Annotated in this window: 18 protein-coding genes and 1 pseudogene; 3 read left to right on the top strand and 16 right to left on the bottom strand. The window is 40.8% G+C overall.

Features of this window, described 5'->3' with window-relative positions; genetic code table 11:
* Nucleotides 1–115 precede the first annotated feature (115 nt).
* Entirely contained in the window at nucleotides 116–1924 is a 1809-nt protein-coding gene (locus EDD59_RS13975) for a sensor histidine kinase (protein WP_132382933.1), read from the top strand.
* Entirely contained in the window at nucleotides 1902–2657 is a 756-nt protein-coding gene (locus EDD59_RS13970) for a response regulator transcription factor (protein ID WP_132382931.1), read from the top strand. The genes EDD59_RS13975 and EDD59_RS13970 overlap by 23 nt, the downstream gene beginning before the upstream one ends.
* Nucleotides 2658–2750: 93 nt before the next feature.
* Here EDD59_RS13970 and EDD59_RS13965 read toward each other — a convergent pair whose 3' ends face one another.
* From EDD59_RS13965 to EDD59_RS13930, 8 genes are all read right to left on the bottom strand, one after another.
* Nucleotides 2751–4079: an ABC transporter substrate-binding protein gene (locus tag EDD59_RS13965; protein ID WP_132382929.1), complete on the bottom strand. Its 1329-nt coding sequence runs from the start codon at nucleotides 4077–4079 to the stop codon at nucleotides 2751–2753.
* A gap of 177 nt (nucleotides 4080–4256) precedes the next feature.
* Nucleotides 4257–4535: a hypothetical protein gene (locus tag EDD59_RS13960; RefSeq protein WP_243117437.1), complete on the bottom strand. Its 279-nt coding sequence runs from the start codon at nucleotides 4533–4535 to the stop codon at nucleotides 4257–4259.
* Between the two features lie 5 nt (nucleotides 4536–4540).
* Entirely contained in the window at nucleotides 4541–5680 is a 1140-nt protein-coding gene (locus tag EDD59_RS13955) for an aminotransferase class V-fold PLP-dependent enzyme (RefSeq protein WP_132382925.1), read from the bottom strand.
* Between the two features lie 3 nt (nucleotides 5681–5683).
* A complete protein-coding gene (locus EDD59_RS13950; RefSeq protein ID WP_132382923.1) occupies nucleotides 5684–7051 on the bottom strand; it encodes a hypothetical protein in 1368 nt (455 codons plus the stop codon).
* Nucleotides 7052–7223: 172 nt separating this feature from the next.
* A complete protein-coding gene (locus EDD59_RS13945) occupies nucleotides 7224–7952 on the bottom strand; it encodes an amino acid ABC transporter ATP-binding protein (protein ID WP_207670411.1) in 729 nt (242 codons plus the stop codon).
* Complete coding sequence (locus EDD59_RS13940) at nucleotides 7940–8605, bottom strand: amino acid ABC transporter permease (RefSeq protein ID WP_132382919.1); 666 nt, start codon at nucleotides 8603–8605, stop codon at nucleotides 7940–7942. The genes EDD59_RS13945 and EDD59_RS13940 overlap by 13 nt, the downstream gene beginning before the upstream one ends.
* A gap of 4 nt (nucleotides 8606–8609) precedes the next feature.
* On the bottom strand, nucleotides 8610–9422 hold the full coding sequence (locus EDD59_RS13935) for a transporter substrate-binding domain-containing protein (RefSeq protein ID WP_132382917.1): 813 nt from the start codon (nucleotides 9420–9422) through the stop codon (nucleotides 8610–8612).
* A gap of 4 nt (nucleotides 9423–9426) precedes the next feature.
* Entirely contained in the window at nucleotides 9427–9999 is a 573-nt protein-coding gene (locus EDD59_RS13930; RefSeq protein WP_132382915.1) for a CD3072 family TudS-related putative desulfidase, read from the bottom strand.
* A 253-nt stretch (nucleotides 10000–10252) separates the two neighbouring features.
* Here EDD59_RS13930 and EDD59_RS13925 point away from each other — a divergent pair.
* Nucleotides 10253–10471, top strand: a pseudogene (locus EDD59_RS13925) (type II toxin-antitoxin system RelB/DinJ family antitoxin); the annotation flags it as partial.
* Between the two features lie 138 nt (nucleotides 10472–10609).
* Here the strand turns inward: EDD59_RS13925 and EDD59_RS18315 are convergent.
* The 8 genes from EDD59_RS18315 to EDD59_RS13890 form a co-directional block, all read right to left on the bottom strand.
* A complete protein-coding gene (locus EDD59_RS18315) occupies nucleotides 10610–10744 on the bottom strand; it encodes a hypothetical protein (RefSeq protein ID WP_279233366.1) in 135 nt (44 codons plus the stop codon).
* 212 nt (nucleotides 10745–10956) lie between these two features.
* Nucleotides 10957–12951 (bottom strand): glycoside hydrolase family 31 protein, encoded by a 1995-nt coding sequence (locus EDD59_RS13920; protein WP_132382911.1) that lies wholly within the window; start codon nucleotides 12949–12951, stop codon nucleotides 10957–10959.
* 31 nt (nucleotides 12952–12982) lie between these two features.
* Nucleotides 12983–14059, bottom strand: coding sequence for a substrate-binding domain-containing protein (locus tag EDD59_RS13915; protein ID WP_132382909.1), 1077 nt, complete (start codon nucleotides 14057–14059; stop codon nucleotides 12983–12985).
* Between the two features lie 18 nt (nucleotides 14060–14077).
* Nucleotides 14078–16351, bottom strand: coding sequence for a beta-L-arabinofuranosidase domain-containing protein (locus tag EDD59_RS13910; protein WP_132382907.1), 2274 nt, complete (start codon nucleotides 16349–16351; stop codon nucleotides 14078–14080).
* A gap of 33 nt (nucleotides 16352–16384) precedes the next feature.
* A complete protein-coding gene (locus tag EDD59_RS13905) occupies nucleotides 16385–17233 on the bottom strand; it encodes a carbohydrate ABC transporter permease (RefSeq protein WP_132382905.1) in 849 nt (282 codons plus the stop codon).
* A 1-nt stretch (nucleotide 17234) separates the two neighbouring features.
* A complete protein-coding gene (locus EDD59_RS13900) occupies nucleotides 17235–17678 on the bottom strand; it encodes a carbohydrate ABC transporter permease (protein WP_132382903.1) in 444 nt (147 codons plus the stop codon).
* A gap of 71 nt (nucleotides 17679–17749) precedes the next feature.
* Complete coding sequence (locus tag EDD59_RS13895; RefSeq protein WP_165920948.1) at nucleotides 17750–18247, bottom strand: type 2 periplasmic-binding domain-containing protein; 498 nt, start codon at nucleotides 18245–18247, stop codon at nucleotides 17750–17752.
* 317 nt (nucleotides 18248–18564) lie between these two features.
* Nucleotides 18565–19755, bottom strand: coding sequence for a uroporphyrinogen decarboxylase family protein (locus EDD59_RS13890; protein WP_243117435.1), 1191 nt, complete (start codon nucleotides 19753–19755; stop codon nucleotides 18565–18567).
* Between the last annotated feature and the right edge of the window lie 97 nt (nucleotides 19756–19852).

Genomic DNA, 19852 nt, shown 5'->3' with positions numbered 1-19852 from the left:
ACTTTATGTGTTTTTTTAACCATTCCATGACTATTCCAGTACAATATGCTATACTAATCAAGTCATCGGTACTTAACAAAATATATCTGTTCCGGTTTGCTATCAGGGGGTGCCTATGCGATCAAAACCACAAAGTATTCAGAAAATCCTTTCTTCTTATTTTATAATTATCATGTTGGTCATGTTAAGCTGTGCGGCATTTATTTTCTCATTAATTCAATACATAAATCTCCGCTCAAATGCAGAACGTGATATTCAAAGAACCTGTTCTGCCATTGCCGAAGACATTGACCAGCAGTTTGCCCAAATGGATAACGTATGTCTAAATACGATTCACTCAACTTCCATCAAAAATACTTTTGCCGCATATAACGAAGATTCCAAAGCTACCCCTTATGAGCAAAATCAGCGCAAAAATAAACTTGCAAACGCAATGACAGCCATAAAAGGAGTAGATTCTTCAATTCGTCAGGTTAATATTTACGGTTTTACCAAGGGCTCCTACGGTGCGGGAAATTATACGGGTGATCTTCAGCTTACTGCCTCTGCACAACCATGGTTTACGGACACAGTCCTGTGCCATGGCCACCGTTATATTCCACAGGCTCGAATCAATCCTACATTTTCTGCAAATACAGGCACCAATTCCAATCGATATTACCTCTCTCTGTACCGTATGTACTATGATGAATACCTGAAACCCGCCGGATTTGTAGAGATAATGAAATACTATGACGTGCTTTTCAGACAAGCCTACGCCCCCAACAGCAGTTATGATCTTGGCATCATGGTTTATGATACTGATGGAAACCTCCTGTTTCCACTGAAGGAAGAGGGGGATGTAAAAGCTTTCTCTTACTTTTCCCATAAATCTGCCAAAGGACAGGAAGTGTTCAATACCCAGAAGAACACCATGGAATATACCTGTTTTTCGGAGGCTGAATATTCCGGGTTCACTGTAGCTGTAGCTGTCAATCGGAGAGATTTCCTGGCTCCTGTTTATCATTCTTTGCTTTGGATATTTTTTATTTTTGTTTTACTCTTTATTGTGTGTCTTATTTTTGCTACTGCGATCTCCAAGAAAATCAGTGCACCTATCCAAGACATTTATCACTTTCTTTCTCATATTGATCCCCAGAATCAGTTTCGTGAAATTGAAATGAACGACTCTGGAATTATTGAAATTGAGAAGCTTTGTAATTCTCTCAATGAGGCACTGCGCTCACAGAAAACCGCCACGGATTCCATGCTGCTCCTAAAAGAACAGGAGCTGCAGGCTCAGATGCTGGCACTGCAGTCTCAAATGAATCCGCATTTTCTATATAATTCTCTATTGAATATTGCAGCAATGGCGGAAGAAGGACTTACAACACCGGTAGTACAGATGTGCCAGGATATCTCCTCTATACTACGCTATATTTCTTCTAACCGGGAACAGGTTTCCACTGTTGAAGAGGAACTGGAGCATTGCAGCTTATATTTAAAATGTATGAAATTGCGGTTCGGAGATTCTCTTCAATACGAGTTTAATGTGGATGACGCCATGCTGGATTGTTCAATTCCCAAGCTTTGCATTCAGCTTCTTGTGGAGAATGCGGCAAAATTTTCAACACAAGTTTCACCCCCATGGCACGTCCTGATCCGCGGATACACAGACGAGGCAAATTGGTACATTGAGGTAAAAGATAACGGACCTGGATTTGATGCGGAGACTAATTCCCGTCTTCGTTCCCAGATGGACGAAATCCTCAAATACGGACTGCTTCCCAGTCTGGAATTAAACGGTATGGGAATTCTCAATATTTTTATCCGTCTTTACCTTATTTATGGAATTCCATTTATCTTTGATTTTGGGAACCTGTCAAATGGCGGTGCATTTGTGAAAGTAGGAGGAAAGCTTAATGACGAAACTAAAGCATTATAACATTTTGATTGCAGAGGATGAGGCTTTACTGCGTCAGTCTCTAGCCAACAGTATTAATTCCCTGGATTCCGGATTTAAAGTAATACATCAAGTTTCAAATGGGGAAGAGGCGCTTAGATACCTCAAAACAAATACAATTCATCTTCTTATTACGGACATCAGAATGCCTGCGATGGATGGCCTCGCTCTTGCCAAATGCGTCCATGAACAGTATCCGCACATTTTTACTGTTGTTCTCACAGGATATACCGATTTTGATTATGCCCGTGAAGCATTAAAACAGAGAGTCTTTGATTATCTGCTGAAACCAGTTTCTGCGGAGGATCTGGAGAGTACCCTCAGCCATGTACGGCTGCCTCTGCAAAAACATTACGAGCTTGAAGAGGACCCTGAGTTAGTTGGGAAAGCCGCGGAAGAAATCGTAGAATATACAGTATTATATATGAGGGAACACTACATGGACAACATTGACATCAGTTCCTTTGCCTCCGCCAATGGCTTCACTTCCGCTTATCTGACTAAATTATTTAACCGGTATAAAGGTGATACGCCATCCAAATATTTGACAGACATTCGAATCCATGAGGCGAAACGGCTATTAACTGATACAATGCTGCCAATCCGCGAGGTTGGAGAGCACGTCGGCTATCCTGATCAATTTCACTTCAGTAAAACATTCCGCAAACATATTGGGATGAATCCTTCGGCATATCGAAAAGAAAAGCAACAATAGACTACACTTTTGTTACATAAAAGGCTGCAGCGGCACATTTTTTTGCCGCTGCAGCCTTGCTGTCATATACAATCTACTGTAAGAACTATTTTATTATTTCCAGGCTTCATCGCCTGCTGCCTCAGCCTGCGTTGCCCTTCTTGTATCAATCTGCTTCAGAACATCATCAGAAGTCATATCACCGATAAACATAGAAACAATATCCTGTCCAAGTTCCATCCACTGAGGATTCAAATACTTGATTGTATCCTGGAATACAGCGCCGGATTTATCAAAGGATGCCAAAAAATTTTGTGTTGCCTCACTGTAAGCAGGCTTCTGCCCTGCATCATACGGAAGGTTCTCTATTTTTGCTTCATTATCAATCATATATTGCAGACTGTCCTTTGTGGTAATATACTTCAGATACTGTTTTGCCTCGTCAATATGTTTTGAGCCGGAATAAATAAATCTGGAGGGGCCGCATGGATGCTCATTTAATACATTATTATCCAATGTAGGAATCAGAAACATGCCAAAATCATCTTCTGTATATGTACCGCCGGAAGCATCTGCTATTTCTTTGATAGAGCCCGGCTTGCAGACTGCCATTGCATATTCGCCGGCTGCCATATTGGCCGGAAGGTCTGCATACTCATCAGATAGATAATTATCTCCAAAATAGCCTTTTTGAGCCAGTTCATTTAACTGATCCAGTGCTGTCTTGAATTCCGGAACATCTGCAAATTTTATCTCGTTATTATTCAGCTTATCTACAATTCCAGGAATTAAATCTTCATATTTCCCGCCGATTTCACAGAACCACATTACGTGATGCCAACCGTCCCCCACAGGTTCATACACCGGCATAACCCCTTTATCCAGAAGCTTCTGACAGACCGTTTCAAAATCTGCGAAGGTACTCGGCGCTTCGATTCCATTATCTTTAAAGATCTTTTTATTGTAAACCATGTAATAATCTGTTGTCGTATCAAAATAGGTCGCTCCATAATTCACACCGTCGGCAGACGTCTGTTCACAAGAAAGTTTATTGTAGTACTTCATCCATGGTTCATCTGACAAATCAACCGCATTTTCCTGAATATTATACTGAGATACCAAATCATAAGAGCCCGACTGTCCGCCGAAAATATCTGGTCCTTCCCCACTGTTCAGCTTCGTCATCAGCAGGTTATAATACTGGTCTGACGGTACAATCTGATAGTCTACCTTGATTCCCGTTTCTTCCTCAAACTGCTTTCCCAATTCCATCTCTGCATCATATACCCAGTCCTGACTTGCCATAATGGAGATTGTTGTGTCCTTTTTGCCGCCCTTGTCACTGTTGGATGCTTTATCCCCAGAATCTGAATTACCACATCCGGCTAACGCAGAAACTGCCAAAGCTCCGCTCAATACCACCGCTACAATACGCTTTCTCATATTTCCTTTCCTCCCATAATTTTAGTTCATAATAGTATTGTATCAGTAATATTTTCATTTTACATGTATTATTTCAATTGATTTTTGTCATATTTTAACCCTTTGTTACGTTTATGTGCTCTTTTCTTTGCTACTTTTCACTCTATATTTATAAGATATGAGAGCACATTTAGCTTTCTATACAATTCCTTCAATAAACTCTTCTATTATCTCCAGCACCTCTTGGTGTGCTTCATGCACTGCGATTCGGAAAAAATTATCTCCTTCAATTCCTTTTATTAAAAAATAGTCCGACTCCACCTTGAAAAAAGGCTTTGCCAGCATACTTAAATAAACAAAGTTTCCCAAAGGATGAAGTCTTCTAATAAACTCTGGTTTCATTTGTTCATCAAACAGATAATCATATGCATACCATCCGGCTTCCGCACAGCGTTCCCTGGATTCAATTCTGTCCATAATTTTCACGCTATTACTCCTCCTGCTGAAATTTCTGTCATCGCTGACAAAATAGATTGAATTTCCTTTTCCTGTGTCATATCTGAAATACTGACTCGTACGGTTCCGTATTTCCCGGTTCCCATTGCGTTATTAATCAGCGGTGCACAGTGCAGGCCGGCTCTGACAGTTATATGATATCCATTCTGGAGTATATATGCTATATCTGAAGACTGAAGGCCTGAAAAAGTAAAGCTCATAACTGGACCTTGATTTTTCATTGCATTTCCATACACTCGAACCCCGGGAATGTTTTCCAGTCCCTGATACAACATTTTCATTAAATTTTGCTCTTTTTCTGCAATCCTCTCTACACCTCTTCTGAGGATATACTCTGCCCCCGCATTTAATGCTGTAATTCCCGGCGTATTCTGCGTTCCCGGCTCAAACTCATAATCTCCCTTCTCATAAGTAAGCTGTCTGCTATCCCTCCCCGTTCCACCGTATTTGTACGGGCGAAACTCAACCCCTTCTTTTATGTAATACCCCCCGGTTCCCTGTGTCCCGAATAAACTTTTGTGCCCTGTAAAAATAAGAACATCAATTCCCCAGAGATCAGCCTCAATTGGAATGCATCCCGCACTCTGGGACACATCAACAGCTAAAATGACACCTTTCTTCTTTGTGATTTTTCCAATCCCGGCAATATCTTGAATCATTCCGGTAACATTGGAGCAATGATTTACAAAGACGGCTGCTGTCTCCTCACTGATTGCCGCTTCAATATCCGCCGGCTCCACTTTCCCGTCGGAGTCGCAGGGTACAATTGTCACACTCCCCACCTGCTCTCTCAAATTCAGCAGGGGACGCAGAATACTATTGTGCTCTGTCTGTGTAATCACCACATTCTTTCCGCTCAGTGGAAGTCCATAAATAACTGCATTTGCAGAATCCGTGGCACCGGAAGAAAAGAAAATACGCTTCCATTCTTTTATGCCAAACAATGTTCCCAGACTACAGCGGCACTTTTCAAAAATATCCGGCTCTTTTGCAGTGGAACTGCTGCGGAACTGTCCAACAGGCCCGCTATATAAAGAGGCAGTGTGCGCCTCAAGCACACACTGCGGTTTTGGATATGTTGTGGCAGCCTGATTCAGATAAATCATGCTTTATCCCTCCAATACTTTAAATCCCATCACTTCTGCAATCTTCTTAATCTGACTTATATAGTTGCCAAAAATCAGCACCTGGTGATGTCCGAATCCTGCCAGATTATGCATATATGTTCTCGCATCGTCCATCTTGATATAGTAATATGGACTGCAGTACACATCATCATATTCAGAACGGACAACTTCCCCTGTTTTCACACACATGGTGTCTCCTGCCGGATTAAATCTTCCCAGGGTTACATACTCTTCCTTATTTTCCGTAAAATCTACCTGAAGCTTACCGCCAAATCCCTGTCCGGTAAATGCCCACAGTTTATACTGTAGAGGCTCTGTTCCATATCCATTCATACAAAGAGCCGGAACTGCATGGTGAAGTCTCAACAACTCATCTGTCTCATGATTTGGGTTGCCCATAAATGCCGGACGGTTTGCTGCATACTGCATAATCATCATTGCCATCATTGCATTCAAGTCTTCTTCGCAGCCACTGGGGATTCCTTCATCTTTCATCAGCGAATGGCAGGTACATGGGGTAAATTTCATTTCCTGGGGAATTTCAGATGTACACAACTCATGACATGCCGTTGTAAACGCATTGCACTGATATACATCCATCATCCTCTTTGCCGCAAGATAATACTTAATATCATTAATGAACCAGTCTGTATTCACCTTTGTATCCCGGGAACCATTAATTATCCTGTCTGCAATGGGTTTTGCTTCTTCATCTGTAATGGCCTTCATATAAGGAACAATTGCCGTATAGGGAAGCTTTACCACCTCAAACCCATACTTTTGTCTCAAAATCTCGGGATCCCGAATCAGGCTCTGAATTCCAAAAGTAGGCTGCCCGCCTGCTGTCAGAACAAGCGCTCTTGTATTTGCAACAGCCTTCCTAACCCATAGTATATGTGCAATCTCATTCAAGTCCTGGATATCCATTGCAACATAAGCCTCAACTCCGATAGAGCGGCAGTATGCGGCAAAGTCAATTCCTTCATTTCCGTTTTGCAGAATCACAACCGGTTTTTTATAGCGTTCCAGCTTGGGAATCCTCCAGTTTATGCACAGAAAAAAATCCACCTTGTCCATGTCTTCCTCAATCTGTGCAAAAAGCTCCTCACTTACAATAAACTTTTCATCGTATCTTGCATCAATTGCATCCAGAAACTTAATCTCATCAGCAGCGCTTTCCAACGTCTTCTTTGCAGCAGCAAAAGCAGTGTCAGCCGCCTTTGTTTCCGCTTCCGGTGTCATATCTTCCAAGTGCCCTGCACGACAAGGGCCTTCCCAAAAATGAGAATGAGTCAGACATCCAATAATAGGTCTTACAATCAACTTAATATCCATTGCTTTCTGTTTCACTATACCGTCCTCCGAACAAATTTTTTAGTGTTTCCTTGCTCGTAATATAGCATAGCTTCATGCTTACTTTCTTCCACAATCTTACGAAAAAATTCTGCTTTTTTATGATTGCAGATTAAGGGCATAAGATGCTTCCTGACTGCATCCTATGCCCAGTCTTTCATTTACAATTTTATAAATCAGAAAACTCAACTCTTTCCAGAAATTTCTTTAAGTTTGGATTATTCATATTGTTTAAAACATTTTCAATGCTGCCTTCCACACATATATTCCCATGCTCCATAAAAACAATTTTATTGGCAAAATGACGTACTGCACTAATTTGATGTGTAACGACAATCATTGTATATCCGTTATCCGCAAGATTTTTGATGGTTTCAAAAACCTCGTAAGCAAGTTCAGGATCAAGAGAAGAAGTTGGTTCATCATAAATAATTATTTCCGGCTCCATTATCAAAGCTCTTGCTATTGCAACCCTTTGTTTCTGACCTCCTGACAGCGTGCTGGGATATTGATTCTGGGTATCCTCCAAATGCATTTTTTCAAGTAAAGTTTTTGCTTTTCGGAGAGAATCAGTTTTATTAATCTTTTTTATTGTATGGTAAGGATAGGCAACATTTTTTAAAACGGTATAATGCGGAAAGAGATTAAAGCTTTGAAAGACCATGCCGATTTTACCTTTGGCAGTCTTGGCATCCATGATAGGAGCTCCATTTAATGTCACCAGGCCATCATACTTTTCCAATCCTGCCAGGCATCTAACGAGTGTGCTTTTTCCTGATCCGCTGGGACCTATTATAGCCACAACATCTCCTTTATCTATTTTGACATTTACGCCATTCAAAACCGTTTTATCGCCATATTTTTTTACCAGTTCTTTCGCTGCTATCAAAGCGTCCATTTAGACATCCTCCTCTCCAGCATTCGAGCAAAGAATGTTGCAAAATATGTTAAAACGAAATAAAGAACGCCAAGTGTTATATATATTTCAAAGGGGTGATACGTTCTGGCATATATCTGATTTCCTAGTTTTGTCAATTCTACAACGGGTAAAATGGAGACAATGGATGTTTCCTTGACCAATGACGAAAAGCCATTCATAAAAGAAGGAATGGCTATTCTAACCGCTTGTGGCAATACAATATGAACAGAGGTCTGAAAAGAAGTGTAACCTAACATTGCCGCGACTTCATACTGCCCTTTATCAACAGCTAATATGGCTGCCCGTACATTTTCTGACAAGTATGCACCACTATTAAGTCCCATAGTTAATATAGCTGCAACTAATGGGGTCATTTTTATTCCGAATGCTGGCAGTCCATAATAAACGAGGAATAGCTGTACCAGCAGTGGGGTCCCACGAAATGCTTCCACATAAAACGTTAATATCACACTGATAATTCCAGGGAGTTTAATGCTTCGTAATGTTCCTACTATAATTGCAATAAGAAGAGCTAATAAAAACCCCAGAATACCGATTTTAATCGTCGTCAAAAGTGCTGACGGTAATAGGTGCACATATTGTATTAACACTGAAAAGTTTAAATCACTCATTTGATCACTCTTCTATAAACCATTTACTTATGATTTTATCATAAGTACCGTTTTCTTTTAATGTATCCAATGCTGTATTGAATGTCTTAACTTTATCTTCATTTTTCTTGCTGAATACGCCTGCAATTTCAATCACTTGGACAGGATCATCAACAATCATGGCTTCTTTATTGTCTTTCACCTTTTGCTCTGCCCAGGGAAGCTCGACAACCATTGCATCTATATTGCCATTTAACAGATCTGTAAAGGCCTCTGAATGGCGATTATACGGCACGGATTCTTTAATAGTTACTCCTTGGCCGTTTAAGCTTTCTAAAGCAAATTCAGAAGCACTTCCTGCATGACATCCCACATTTTTCCCTTCCAAATCCTCTTTGCTTTTAATATTTTTATCTTTTGTAACAATGATTTCTTTCAGAGCATAATAAGATTCTGTGACAGCCACCTTATCCCCTGACTCCTTAGCTTCTTCTGGAGACATACCTGACATAATCACATCAAAAGTATCATTGTCAAGACCTGCGATGAGTCCTTCCCAGGGGGTATTAATATATTCCGTTTCTACACCCATCTCTTTACCGATAGCTTTTGCCAGATCTACATCAAACCCCTCAATATCCCCATCAGAGTTGACACTTTCAAAAGGCGGATACTCTGGACACATTCCAACTAACATTTTCCCCTCTTCTATAAACCCTCTTTGGTTATCAGGAGATGTATCTGCTTTTGCTTCCTTATTTTTTGAGCTGCACCCTACGGATGAACCGACTAATACTATCAGTAACAATAATGATATTCCCAATTTCCCTTTTTTCACCTTTTTACTCTCCTTCTTTTGATATATCTGAACGTAAAGCCTGCATTATCTTATTCTTGTTTTCATATAAATCAACTTCGTTTAACGCATAATACTTTACTGTCAAGTTTTTCCTTTTTAACATTGTTTCTAATTCCTGTATCATGATTCCGGGGGCAGGCTCCATCTGCATATTACTGATTCGATCACTATAGTTTAGCTCTGAGTTAAATTCCCCGTACCAGTCACCAGTGGGAGTAAAATGTATGCCGCACGCCGGACTTCCATCAATTCCGATAATACCCAGTATTTTATAGCCTTGCTTATCAAAATCACAAACTTGCTGAACAATGGGCTTCAGTCGTTTTCTGCAGCGGTTTCGAAAGGCTTCGTGGTCGAGTTGTTCCCTCACTTGTCCCCAGCGCCTTAAACCACACATTTCCATTTCAATGCAGGGCATCTGAATGATACCAATATTTTCATCCATTAAATCCTTGATAATAGAATTTTTCAAATCACTTTGAACAAGCCCATAGACTTTAGCATTAGGATTAAGGATACAATTTGCCACTAATACAATTTGCCGGCTTCTTTTCACGGATATCCCCCCCCTAACTAACCTAAACACACCTTGCTGATTATATCATGAGGGCTTATTCTTTGTCCACATATCGAACATTATATTCGCTTTTTCAATAATAACGTTTTGTTTATAGGTTTTATCAATGCGAGTGAACGTGATATCGTCTGACTGCCATCTTGTATAGTCAGATCTCCATTTGCCAGGTAGAGGACATAATCTTTCGTTTCTGAAAACTGCAGAACACTGTAAATAGCATAAAAAACAAGCCAGCGGCCTGTTTAATGACCTCGGTCTTGATATGTCCGGTGCCGTAAATCTTTTCCTGCATCAGTGTATCCTGCATGGCGGTCTTCCATTCAACGTGGAACTCCCCCGCTATAGTCAGCGCACACTGGATGCAATGGAAGAAGCCCTGCATATCTCCCGTGACTCTGACATCAAGGGATATACCAGTATGGAAGAACTCAAAAAGGCTCTGAACGAATAAATGTACGAGCTCAAATTTACTACCGCTTATAAAAAGAGCTACAAGCTCATGAAAAAACGAGGCAGGCCTCCTTTCTTGGTATTCTGCCTTATTTGCTGCACTGCTCTTTCTTTCAATTCTTTATAATATCACTGTGTGTTATAAGTCCTCTTGTTTTCCTTCGTCCTTGGCATAAATCATCCCGATTTTAGCCATACCACCTTTATATAAATTTGTTATCAGCTCCAACACCTTCTTATCTCGTGATATCGACTCATACTGTTTTGTAAACACATCGTAAATTTTACTTTGTGCTGCATAATAAAGTCAAGGAGTATAGAATCCAACATTTCGGTGCCCGAGTGTTATGGACTTTTCTGACAACAAATACTATACTCACCATACAACATGTAGTTAGATAATTTTAGCAAATAAGGAAGTGAGGAAATTGACTACCTGGCAATGGATTTTGTTGATAACTTATAAACTGATGAAAATATATCTGATTACTTGTACCATTTCTCAAAAACCGGCATATAGTCCAGTGGAGCCTGCTCCTCAACAATACATTTACCTTCATATACTTTCCCGGTATAATCACTCATCCAATGACCTTCCGGCAAATACACCTTCCGGATCCGCAAACCATATTTCATAACCGGTGCCACCAGTATCTTGTCTCCAAACAAATACTCATCCGCAAGATCATATACATTTGCATCTCCGGGATAGTCATATACAAGCGGCCGCATAATCGGTGTCCCTGTTCTTCTTGTAATTGTGAGCTGTTCCTTAATATACGGAATCATCTTATCTCTGATCTGTATATAGTTCAGCATAATTTTATATGCCTCTTCACCGAAACTCCAAATTTCATTTGGGCCCCCGCTGCTGCATTCTCCGGACATATCATCCATATTACCTTTTTCTACATACGGTTTTCGGTAGCCATGCATCCGCATAATCGGACAAAATGTTCCAAACTGAAACCAGCGGATCATCAATTCCCTGAACTCCTTTTCTTCAGGATCTCCACCATAAAATCCTCCAATATCTGTCGTCCATAATGGAATACCACACATAGACATATGAAGGCCTGCTACAAGTTGGTTTTTAAAGCTTTCAAATGTGGACGGTACATCTCCTGACCAGATAACCGCCCGAAGCTTTTGTGAGCCAATCCACCCACTCCTTACAAGATTAATGCCATCCGTTTGTCTGTCTCCATCTCCGCTCCATATATTGTCTTTCCGAAGCCTTTCCTCCACTCCGGCGGAATACGCATATGGATAGTAATTCGATCCTTCCAAGCCGTTCCCTATCCGGAGACGCATATTCTCATAATCATAGGGGTAGATTTCCGGTTCGGCCTCGTCAAGCCAAAAAGAAGAAATTCCATACTCAACATAGTTATCTCTTAATTTCTCCCATAATACATCAGCGGCCCCGGGGTTTGTCATATCTACATAAGTTTCTGCTCCCCTGCACATAAAAAGCACGTCAGGTCCTCTCTCCGAAGTAATCAAACCTCCCATCTCCTCCAGATTCCTGTAATTCTCGCTTCTTCTGTCTACCGTGGGCCACACAGACACCATCAAACAGACGCCGGCTTCATTAAGCTCCTCCACCATTGCCCCTGGATCCGGAAAATATTCCTCATCAAACCTCCAGTCCCCCTGATACGGCCAATGAAAATAATCCAATACAATCACGGAAAGTGGAATTTGCCTCCGCCGATATTCCCGTGCCACCTCCAAAAGTTCCTTTTGTGTTCGATATCTGAGGCGGCTCTGCCACAATCCGAAAATCCAGTCTGGAACCTCTGGCATTCTCCCCGTCAGCTCTGTATAATACTCCATAATCCTGCGTGGTTCCCCACCTCCTATCACAACATAATCAAGCTGCCGGCTCATTCTGGCTTCCCAGAGTGTACGGTTTTTGACAAATTCAGCTCTCCCTACGGCAGGATTATTCCAAACAAATCCATAGCCTAAAGTAGAAATGTAAAATGGAATCGTACATTTTGTGTTCTTCTGGCATAAATCAACGGTACAGCCTTTCAAATCAAAGCAGCCTGTATTCTCCTGCCCCATTCCATAAATATGTTCTTCCTCACTGGGTTCAAAAAAAATTTGCAGGTGAAATCTTTCACCACTGATTCCCTTATATTCACGGGCCCGTTGGAAGGGGGGCATCCCATTTTTTTCGTCAATCCACATTTCCTTCAAAATTTTCTTGTCTCTGTAGTAAAAGGTAACCCGTCCTTCATCATATATCTCTGCCCTCAGATTTCCGGCACAAAGCATGGCCCCTTCTTTGGTCAGACATGCCTTCCCTTCCAGATCCTCATTTTTCTTTAGATTATGATTTCTTTTCTCGTCAACCGGATTACCAAAAGATGCTCTGACACGGATGCTCTCCGTGCCACAGACTTCAGCCAGAACCTCTTCACCCTTAAAAGCCCATCTTATTCTGTTATCCTCAATCTTATATTCCATCATTTGATCTCCATCTGCAGTGAATCAGGCCCCATTATTCCATATCACTGCACTCAAAATATACACAGTTACTGGCAAATACAACATTCAGGGGCAAGTAATAATTCTCCTGTTTCATTCTTTTTCCGTAACATATATATTCAAACATCAGCTGCACAGCTTTATAGCTCTGGGATGACAAATCCTGATACACAACGGCATCTATTGTTGAGTTCTTGATATACGGTACAATCTCTGGATAAACATCATACCCAAGTAAAACTGTATTTTGCTTTCCCCTCTCTTCCAGATAGCGGGCAGCATATTCCAGATTGCATACAAAGTCCAGCACCACATCGGGATTTCTTTCTTCCAGAACCCTGCGGATTTCTCCTTTTTCCTCCTCCGGCACAGGTGATGTCCATGCATTTTCGAGAATTTCAAATCTCTTCTTTGATTTTGGCAAGGCATCATAAAACCCTGCAAGGCGTTCCCCTACTACCAGATTATCATGATGATTATGCTCACTGATCAGCAGCTGGACTCTGCTTCCTTCCGGAGCAAATTTATGCAGAAGCTCCATCATCAACTCCCCACTCAGATAATCGTTACACCCCACACTGCACAAGGGCTGCACCTCTGGTATCCGCCTGGAGAACAGCATGACATTTTTGCCTTTTTCTATTAATTTCTGAATTTGTGGATAAACATACTCATAATGGTAGCAGAAAACAATAAAGTTCTCAATTCCCTGCTCATCCAGCTCTTTCAAATCTATAATCTGCTGCCCGGGATTTTCTCGGTCTGAGTACTTTTTTATAATCTGCAATCCATCATCTTCATAATCGGCAAGTGCCCTTTCTATTCCCGCATCTATCTCATCAAAGAAATATTTAAAACGCATAGAATAAAATCCTACAAATGCAATCTTGTATTCTCTGTGTTTTGCCAGATTTCTTGCATTATTATTTGCCCTAAAATTGTAATCTTCCAGCGCCTTAAATACTCTTTTCTCCGTTTCCTCTGAAAATGCCCCCTTCTGGTGCATGATATTGTAAAGAGTCGTTCTTGAAATATTTAACTCCTTTGCCAATTGGTTCATTGTCATACGATTTTTCGTATTATTGCTCATACATTTATCCCTACTCTTCTAACATACTTTTTTCCAGTAAACGTGAAACCGTTTATCCTCTACGTCCGCCAGCGGAACCCACAGAATATCTTTCCGGGAATTTATTCGGAACCTCAGGCCATCGGCTCCTATCTTTTCAGGCTCCATCTCTCTGCCATCCAGCTCCAGAAAATTCCTTTGCTCCGATAATGCCGCCAAAATATAAGGTCCATATGCCCATGCTTTAATATCCCCGGATCCACTGGCACATTCCATACGAATCTCACACTTAAACCGGATTTCAACCACATCTGTGGTTCTCTTCCTATTAATATTAATATACCCACCCGAATCACATTTTGCAATTACTTTTACGCTATTTACCAGTACCTCATATTCCCCTTTACACCAGTACGGGCAACGGATTTTCAACACAAACTCTGTGTCTCCTTCTATACAAAGCTTTATATTCCCCGGACTTTCTTTATCAACTGCCTGCCGAATCCAAACGTCTTTTTCTTTCCATACAGTTTCAGAATTAAGGAATAAGTTAACATATAATTCATCCTTTGTGTGAAAATAAATGGCTTCCGTATATTTCATCTGGCTCTCCATTCCGGTCCCATGGCAACAGGAATTTATAGATTTAGGTTCTTTCACTCCACCTGGCCCAAGGGGAAAGAAATACGTTGTTTCTCCGGTTGGCTTTTGATCCACACCTGCCACAATATGGTTGAACATACACCGCTCATAATAATCCATATAAAATGCTTTAGGATTGTACCGAAACAGCTCCTTAGTCAGCTTGAGCATATTGTAAGAAGCACAGTACTCCGCAGTCTCCGCTGTCAAATGCGCTGCCGATGCATCAGGTTCAAAAAACATCTCATTTTCTCCTGTGCCCCCATTAACAAAAGTATGAGATCCTGTCACAATTTTCCAGAAAAATTCTGCAATATCATGATAATGTTTCTCTCCTGTCGCTTTGAACAACCCCATGCAGCCTATAATCTGAGGTATATGCTGATTCGCATGAAGCCCCTCCAGCACATCTTTTTGTTCTTGCATTGGTACAAACAACCTGTCGTTGTCAAACATTTTTGCCGTTATAAGAAATTCTTCCTTACCTGTAATTTCATAGAGGCCTGCAAAAGTTTCATTTATCCCACCGAATTCACCCGCGATATAGGTATCCCACATTTGCTCACGCTCATTTTTCGTCAGCCTGTTCAGCCTCCTATATACCCACATTCCGGCCTTGATTGCAATATTGAGAGCTTTTTCATTTTCGGTCCAATAATACGCTTCCAACATCCCCGCCAGTAATTTGTGAAGTGTATAATATGGAGCCCATATATCCGGGTACTTTGCTCCTTTTTCCAGCAAATCATACTGTTCTTCTGAATAAGCCCCAAGATAACCCTCGTGATACCCGGACAATCCAGAAAATGCTTTCTGGCACCTACCCAATTCTTCAACAATATACTGAAGTTTGCTAAGAATCTCTCCATCCTTCGTTTCCCTATAGCAAAGTGCCAATGCCGACAGATAATGTCCGGTCGTATGTCCCCTCAGCAGGCACTCCATCGAATCCCAGCCCTCCATGGCTTTTGCTCCCCGGGTGTCAAGCCCTGCTGCCACACGAAAATTATAGAGCATTTCATCATCATTTACACTTTTAAAATATGTTACGGCATGTTCCATTGCACGATAAAATTGACTCCCGGCAGTCAGATGTGTCTCGCCCCCGTCCATTGCCGTAACTGCAGGTACCGTGCTCATTTTTTCAGTTTCTGCCTGTTCTTTGACATGAATCACAATATTGGCAGGCAGTTTCTCTTCTTTTATCTTCCCACATAGCCGGACAATGCCGCATTTTTTAAATACTTGCTCATTTCCGCCCTCCCAGTCCACACGCCTTGAGAAGAGATGCCCATTGTCTCCCCGCAAGATTACCGCATGGGGAAGCATCGTCAGTACACCTGCTTTTACGGTCCTCTCCAGTGTAAGAACCTCAACAATATCCACTCTGCCTTTTTCCTCTAAAATATGTACTTCATATGTTTTTTCTTTCTTAAGTCCCCCATAGCTAAAGGTTCCCTTCAAATGAACCTTCCGATTACCTATCCCATTCATTGGCCTGGTGACAGATCCGTCCGGACGCAGGAACAGCTCATTATCCGAAGACCACGTAATCTGTGTACCCTGCGCTCCTTCCTCTGGAAGCTTCAAATTAAATTCAACAGTATTCAGATTACCAAGATATATTTTTTTAATATCTTCATCTATGATCATTTCTGGCGTCTTTGCCATTGTAAAATCCTCCTATTATATAGTTTTCTCAAATCATCCTTTTACTGAACCGCTTGTCAGGCCTGAAACAAGAGATTTCCTCATAAACAGAAATAATACAATAATCGGAATAATTACCATTGTGGCTGTAGCCATCAATGAATTCCAGTTTACCCTATATCTGCCCATAGATTTGTACATCATAACCGTCATGGGAAGTTTCTCTCCATCTGACAGGAAGGTCATGGATGCCATTAAGTCCCCCCAGGCCGACATAAATGCGAAAGATGCACAAGCGAAGATTCCAGGATAAGCATTCGGCAGGATAACCTTAAAAAAGCAGTTGAATCTGTTACAGCCATCTACAATGGAAGCCTCTTCCAGCTCCTTAGGAATCGAAGCAAAATATGGTCTCAATATAATGATAGACATTGGAATCGAAAACAATGCATCAAACAATATTACAGAAGCATAGCTCCCCGTAATTCCAAGCTTATTAAATGTTTGAAGCATCGGCGCAAGAAACATAACCATCGGAAGCATCTGGGTAACTGTCAAAATTAAAATCAAAGTCCTCTTTCTTTTCATCCGGTATCTTGCAAGCCCATAAGCAGCGAACATGGCCAGGATTGTTGATATCAGCGTTGCACCTACCGCAATAATCATACTGTTTTTCAAATAAGAAAACATAGATATCCCATCATGCACCGTAAACTGTGTGATATAGGCATCCAATGAAAAGCTCTTTGGCCAAAAGGTCGGAACTGCACTGAATATTTCTTCTTTCGTCTTAAAGGACGTAATAACCATCCAGTACAGAGGAAACAGATAAATCAGTGTAAACACAACGGCAATTACTGTACAGACATAACTTTTTATCCTTTTTCTTGCAGCTTTATGCATATTATTCTTCCTCCTTTATTACCAGTTGTGAGTAGAATATTGCCACTACAAAAATAATCAGAAAATACACATTGGCCATGGCACTTCCTTTTCCAAAGTCAAATGTGGTGAAGTTTTCCTGATAAATCAGTGTCGAAATCATTTCCGTTGCATGATTTGGCCCTCCCTGGGTCATTCCCACGATTAAATCATATGCCTTGAATGTGTAAATAAATCCAATTGTAACCGCACTGACCATCGTGGCCTTCAAAAGAGGAAGTGTGATATAACGGAGGCTCTGAGATTTACCTGCCCCGTCAATTCTGGCAGCTTCATATACATCGTCTGGGATCGTCGTCATACCGGTCAGCACCAGCAGCATATTAAATGGAATGCCGACCCATATATTTGTTATCGTTACAGCCGCAAATGCAAACTTTGGTTCACTCTTATTCCTTTCATAAATGTACCCACCTTTTTAAAACAGGTGCTTTATTTAAAAGCACCTGCATGATTTTTAAGGGACACTCCCCAACTCTATTTTTCTACATATTGCTGCATGTTCTTAATACCGTTCGCCGCTGCTGTCTCTGCGTCTGCTCCTGTTCCAACCTCCTGCAGCATATCACGCAGTACTTGCGAAATCTGAGGCCAGATTGGGGACGGGCCTCTCGTTTTAGCAACTTCCATATTTTCAACAAATACCTTCATAACAGGATCATCTGTAAAATATTCATCCGCCATGGCAAAAGTCTTTACTGTTGGAATCATACCTGATTTTTTACAATAATCATTCATCATATCTTCGTTAAACAGACTCTTTACACATTCCCATGATCCTTCCAGGTTATCATTATTTACAATTGCAAGGTTTTCTCCTCCAATACAGGTAGCGCTTCCACTATCTTCATCATAAGCCGGTATAGGGGCAAATTTGTAAGTGAAGTCTGCAAAAATTCCCATTGCAGAAAATGAAGCATGATCACATCCATCGACCTGGATAATATCCGGAAGACTTTTGCTCTGGGCAGCCACTGTGATCTTGCTGACAAGCTGTGAGAACGGAATCTGCTCAATCTTTACCGTGTACTCGTTTTGTCAAACTTTTTTTCTTCATAATATTTCCTCCTTCATCTTAATGTTAACGCGTGTTAACTAATGCTCAATATGTGGTTTACACGTGTTAATTATATTATGTTCTCATTATAACAACAAATCTTGATTCGTCAATACTTTTTTTGATACACTGAATTACTTTTATGGTACGTATGAGTATAATCATTGTTAAAAATCCCTGTCAGAAGCGCTTGCTTCGACAAGGATTTTCCTATTCCAAAAAGAAGGGGCCTAGCTTATAAATCGGCACCACATTGTTTCATCGCTTCTTTAAGTCTACTAATATAGTATTTGTAATCTTCTAAAGAAGTACTCGGGGCTACTTGATGATCAGAGCCGGGAATATATCCACCACCACGTATAACCGGTAAGATCCTTTCAAACTCACGATCGATTGCCTCTTTTCCATTGGCAATCTCCAATTTGTTAAAACTACCAATAAATTTTAGTGTTGGAAATTGCTCGCGGACTTTCACAATATCCATACCGGCGTTTACATCCATCGGCAAAAATCCATCAACACCGGATTCCATAAAGTTGGGAATCAGCTGAGCAAAATCACCATCCGTATCAACGAAAACATTACCCACACCATGTTCTTTAAATAGAGCAATAATCTTGCGGTAATACGGAGCCAAGAACTCTTCAAAACAATCACCGGAAATCATCGGTCCATTTTTACCACTTAAGTCTTCCATGATATAAACTACGTCCGGTTGAATTCTATCAATAACTTTTAGAAGCTTTGTGCAATAAACTTCATAGATAAAATCATTGATATCTTTCATCATCTCCGGCTCATCATAAAAGGCATACATGTGTTGCTCAACGCCCATTAATTCTCTAGGAACCCAGAAGAAGCCTTCAACATTAAGGCGAATAGAATAGTCACCTCTTTCGTGTGCTTCCTGTAAATGTCCATACGCCTCTTCAAGTAGCTCATCTGTATAATATATTTCCAGTTCTTTACGGGCATGCTCTTTTAAAGCTTCCCAGTCCTCTCCTGTTTCGATAACCGGTTTATAGTTAAGCTCTAAATCAGAACCTGCTTTTTGAATAACTTGCCGCCCATAGATATCTTGCTTAATTACATGCTCAGGTACATCTTCAATTACTTTCTCTTCGAAGCGCCTAAAGGGTAAAACAAAATGCACTCTTCTAACAGCATCAAACCCTAAATACTTTTCATACTCCATTACACCGGCCCCCCAACTAACCGGTAAATATTTTTCAGCCTGGTTCTCTTTATTGCCAACCAAATCATTTGTAATATCTTTAGCCCCTTCAGCAATTTCTTCAGGCATTCCTTCTTCTTTGAAACGAGTTGTTGTGAGTACCCAAGGGTAAAATGTCTCTTCAACTGAGCCTCTATCCTCAGGCTTCATGAAGTTTAACGTTTGCCGTTCTCTTTCTCTATTCGTCAACATTATAGTCTCCTCCTTTACATTTACTAAATCATATCTCATCCCTTAATAAACGTACATGGAAAAACCAAACGCTAATTTATAATATACAAAACAAACA

Origin of the sequence: Muricomes intestini (assembly GCF_004346165.1) — a bacterium.
Taxonomy (GTDB): domain Bacteria; phylum Bacillota; class Clostridia; order Lachnospirales; family Lachnospiraceae; genus Muricomes; species Muricomes intestini.
Note: the sequence above shows the minus strand (reverse complement) of the source record. Positions and strands in the feature narration are given on the sequence as shown.

Coding starts and splice junctions, on each gene's coding strand:
- EDD59_RS13975 (WP_132382933.1), top strand. CDS start 116: ATGCGATCAAAACCACAAAGTATTCAGAAAATCCTTTCTTCTTATTTT.
- EDD59_RS13970 (WP_132382931.1), top strand. CDS start 1,902: ATGACGAAACTAAAGCATTATAACATTTTGATTGCAGAGGATGAGGCT.
- EDD59_RS13965 (WP_132382929.1), bottom strand. CDS start 4,079: ATGAGAAAGCGTATTGTAGCGGTGGTATTGAGCGGAGCTTTGGCAGTT.
- EDD59_RS13960 (WP_243117437.1), bottom strand. CDS start 4,535: ATGGACAGAATTGAATCCAGGGAACGCTGTGCGGAAGCCGGATGGTAT.
- EDD59_RS13955 (WP_132382925.1), bottom strand. CDS start 5,680: ATGATTTATCTGAATCAGGCTGCCACAACATATCCAAAACCGCAGTGT.
- EDD59_RS13945 (WP_207670411.1), bottom strand. CDS start 7,952: ATGGACGCTTTGATAGCAGCGAAAGAACTGGTAAAAAAATATGGCGAT.
- EDD59_RS13940 (WP_132382919.1), bottom strand. CDS start 8,605: ATGAGTGATTTAAACTTTTCAGTGTTAATACAATATGTGCACCTATTA.
- EDD59_RS13920 (WP_132382911.1), bottom strand. CDS start 12,951: ATGATGGAATATAAGATTGAGGATAACAGAATAAGATGGGCTTTTAAG.
- EDD59_RS13915 (WP_132382909.1), bottom strand. CDS start 14,059: ATGAGCAATAATACGAAAAATCGTATGACAATGAACCAATTGGCAAAG.
- EDD59_RS13910 (WP_132382907.1), bottom strand. CDS start 16,351: ATGGCAAAGACGCCAGAAATGATCATAGATGAAGATATTAAAAAAATA.
- EDD59_RS13905 (WP_132382905.1), bottom strand. CDS start 17,233: ATGCATAAAGCTGCAAGAAAAAGGATAAAAAGTTATGTCTGTACAGTA.
- EDD59_RS13890 (WP_243117435.1), bottom strand. CDS start 19,755: ATGTTGACGAATAGAGAAAGAGAACGGCAAACGTTAAACTTCATGAAG.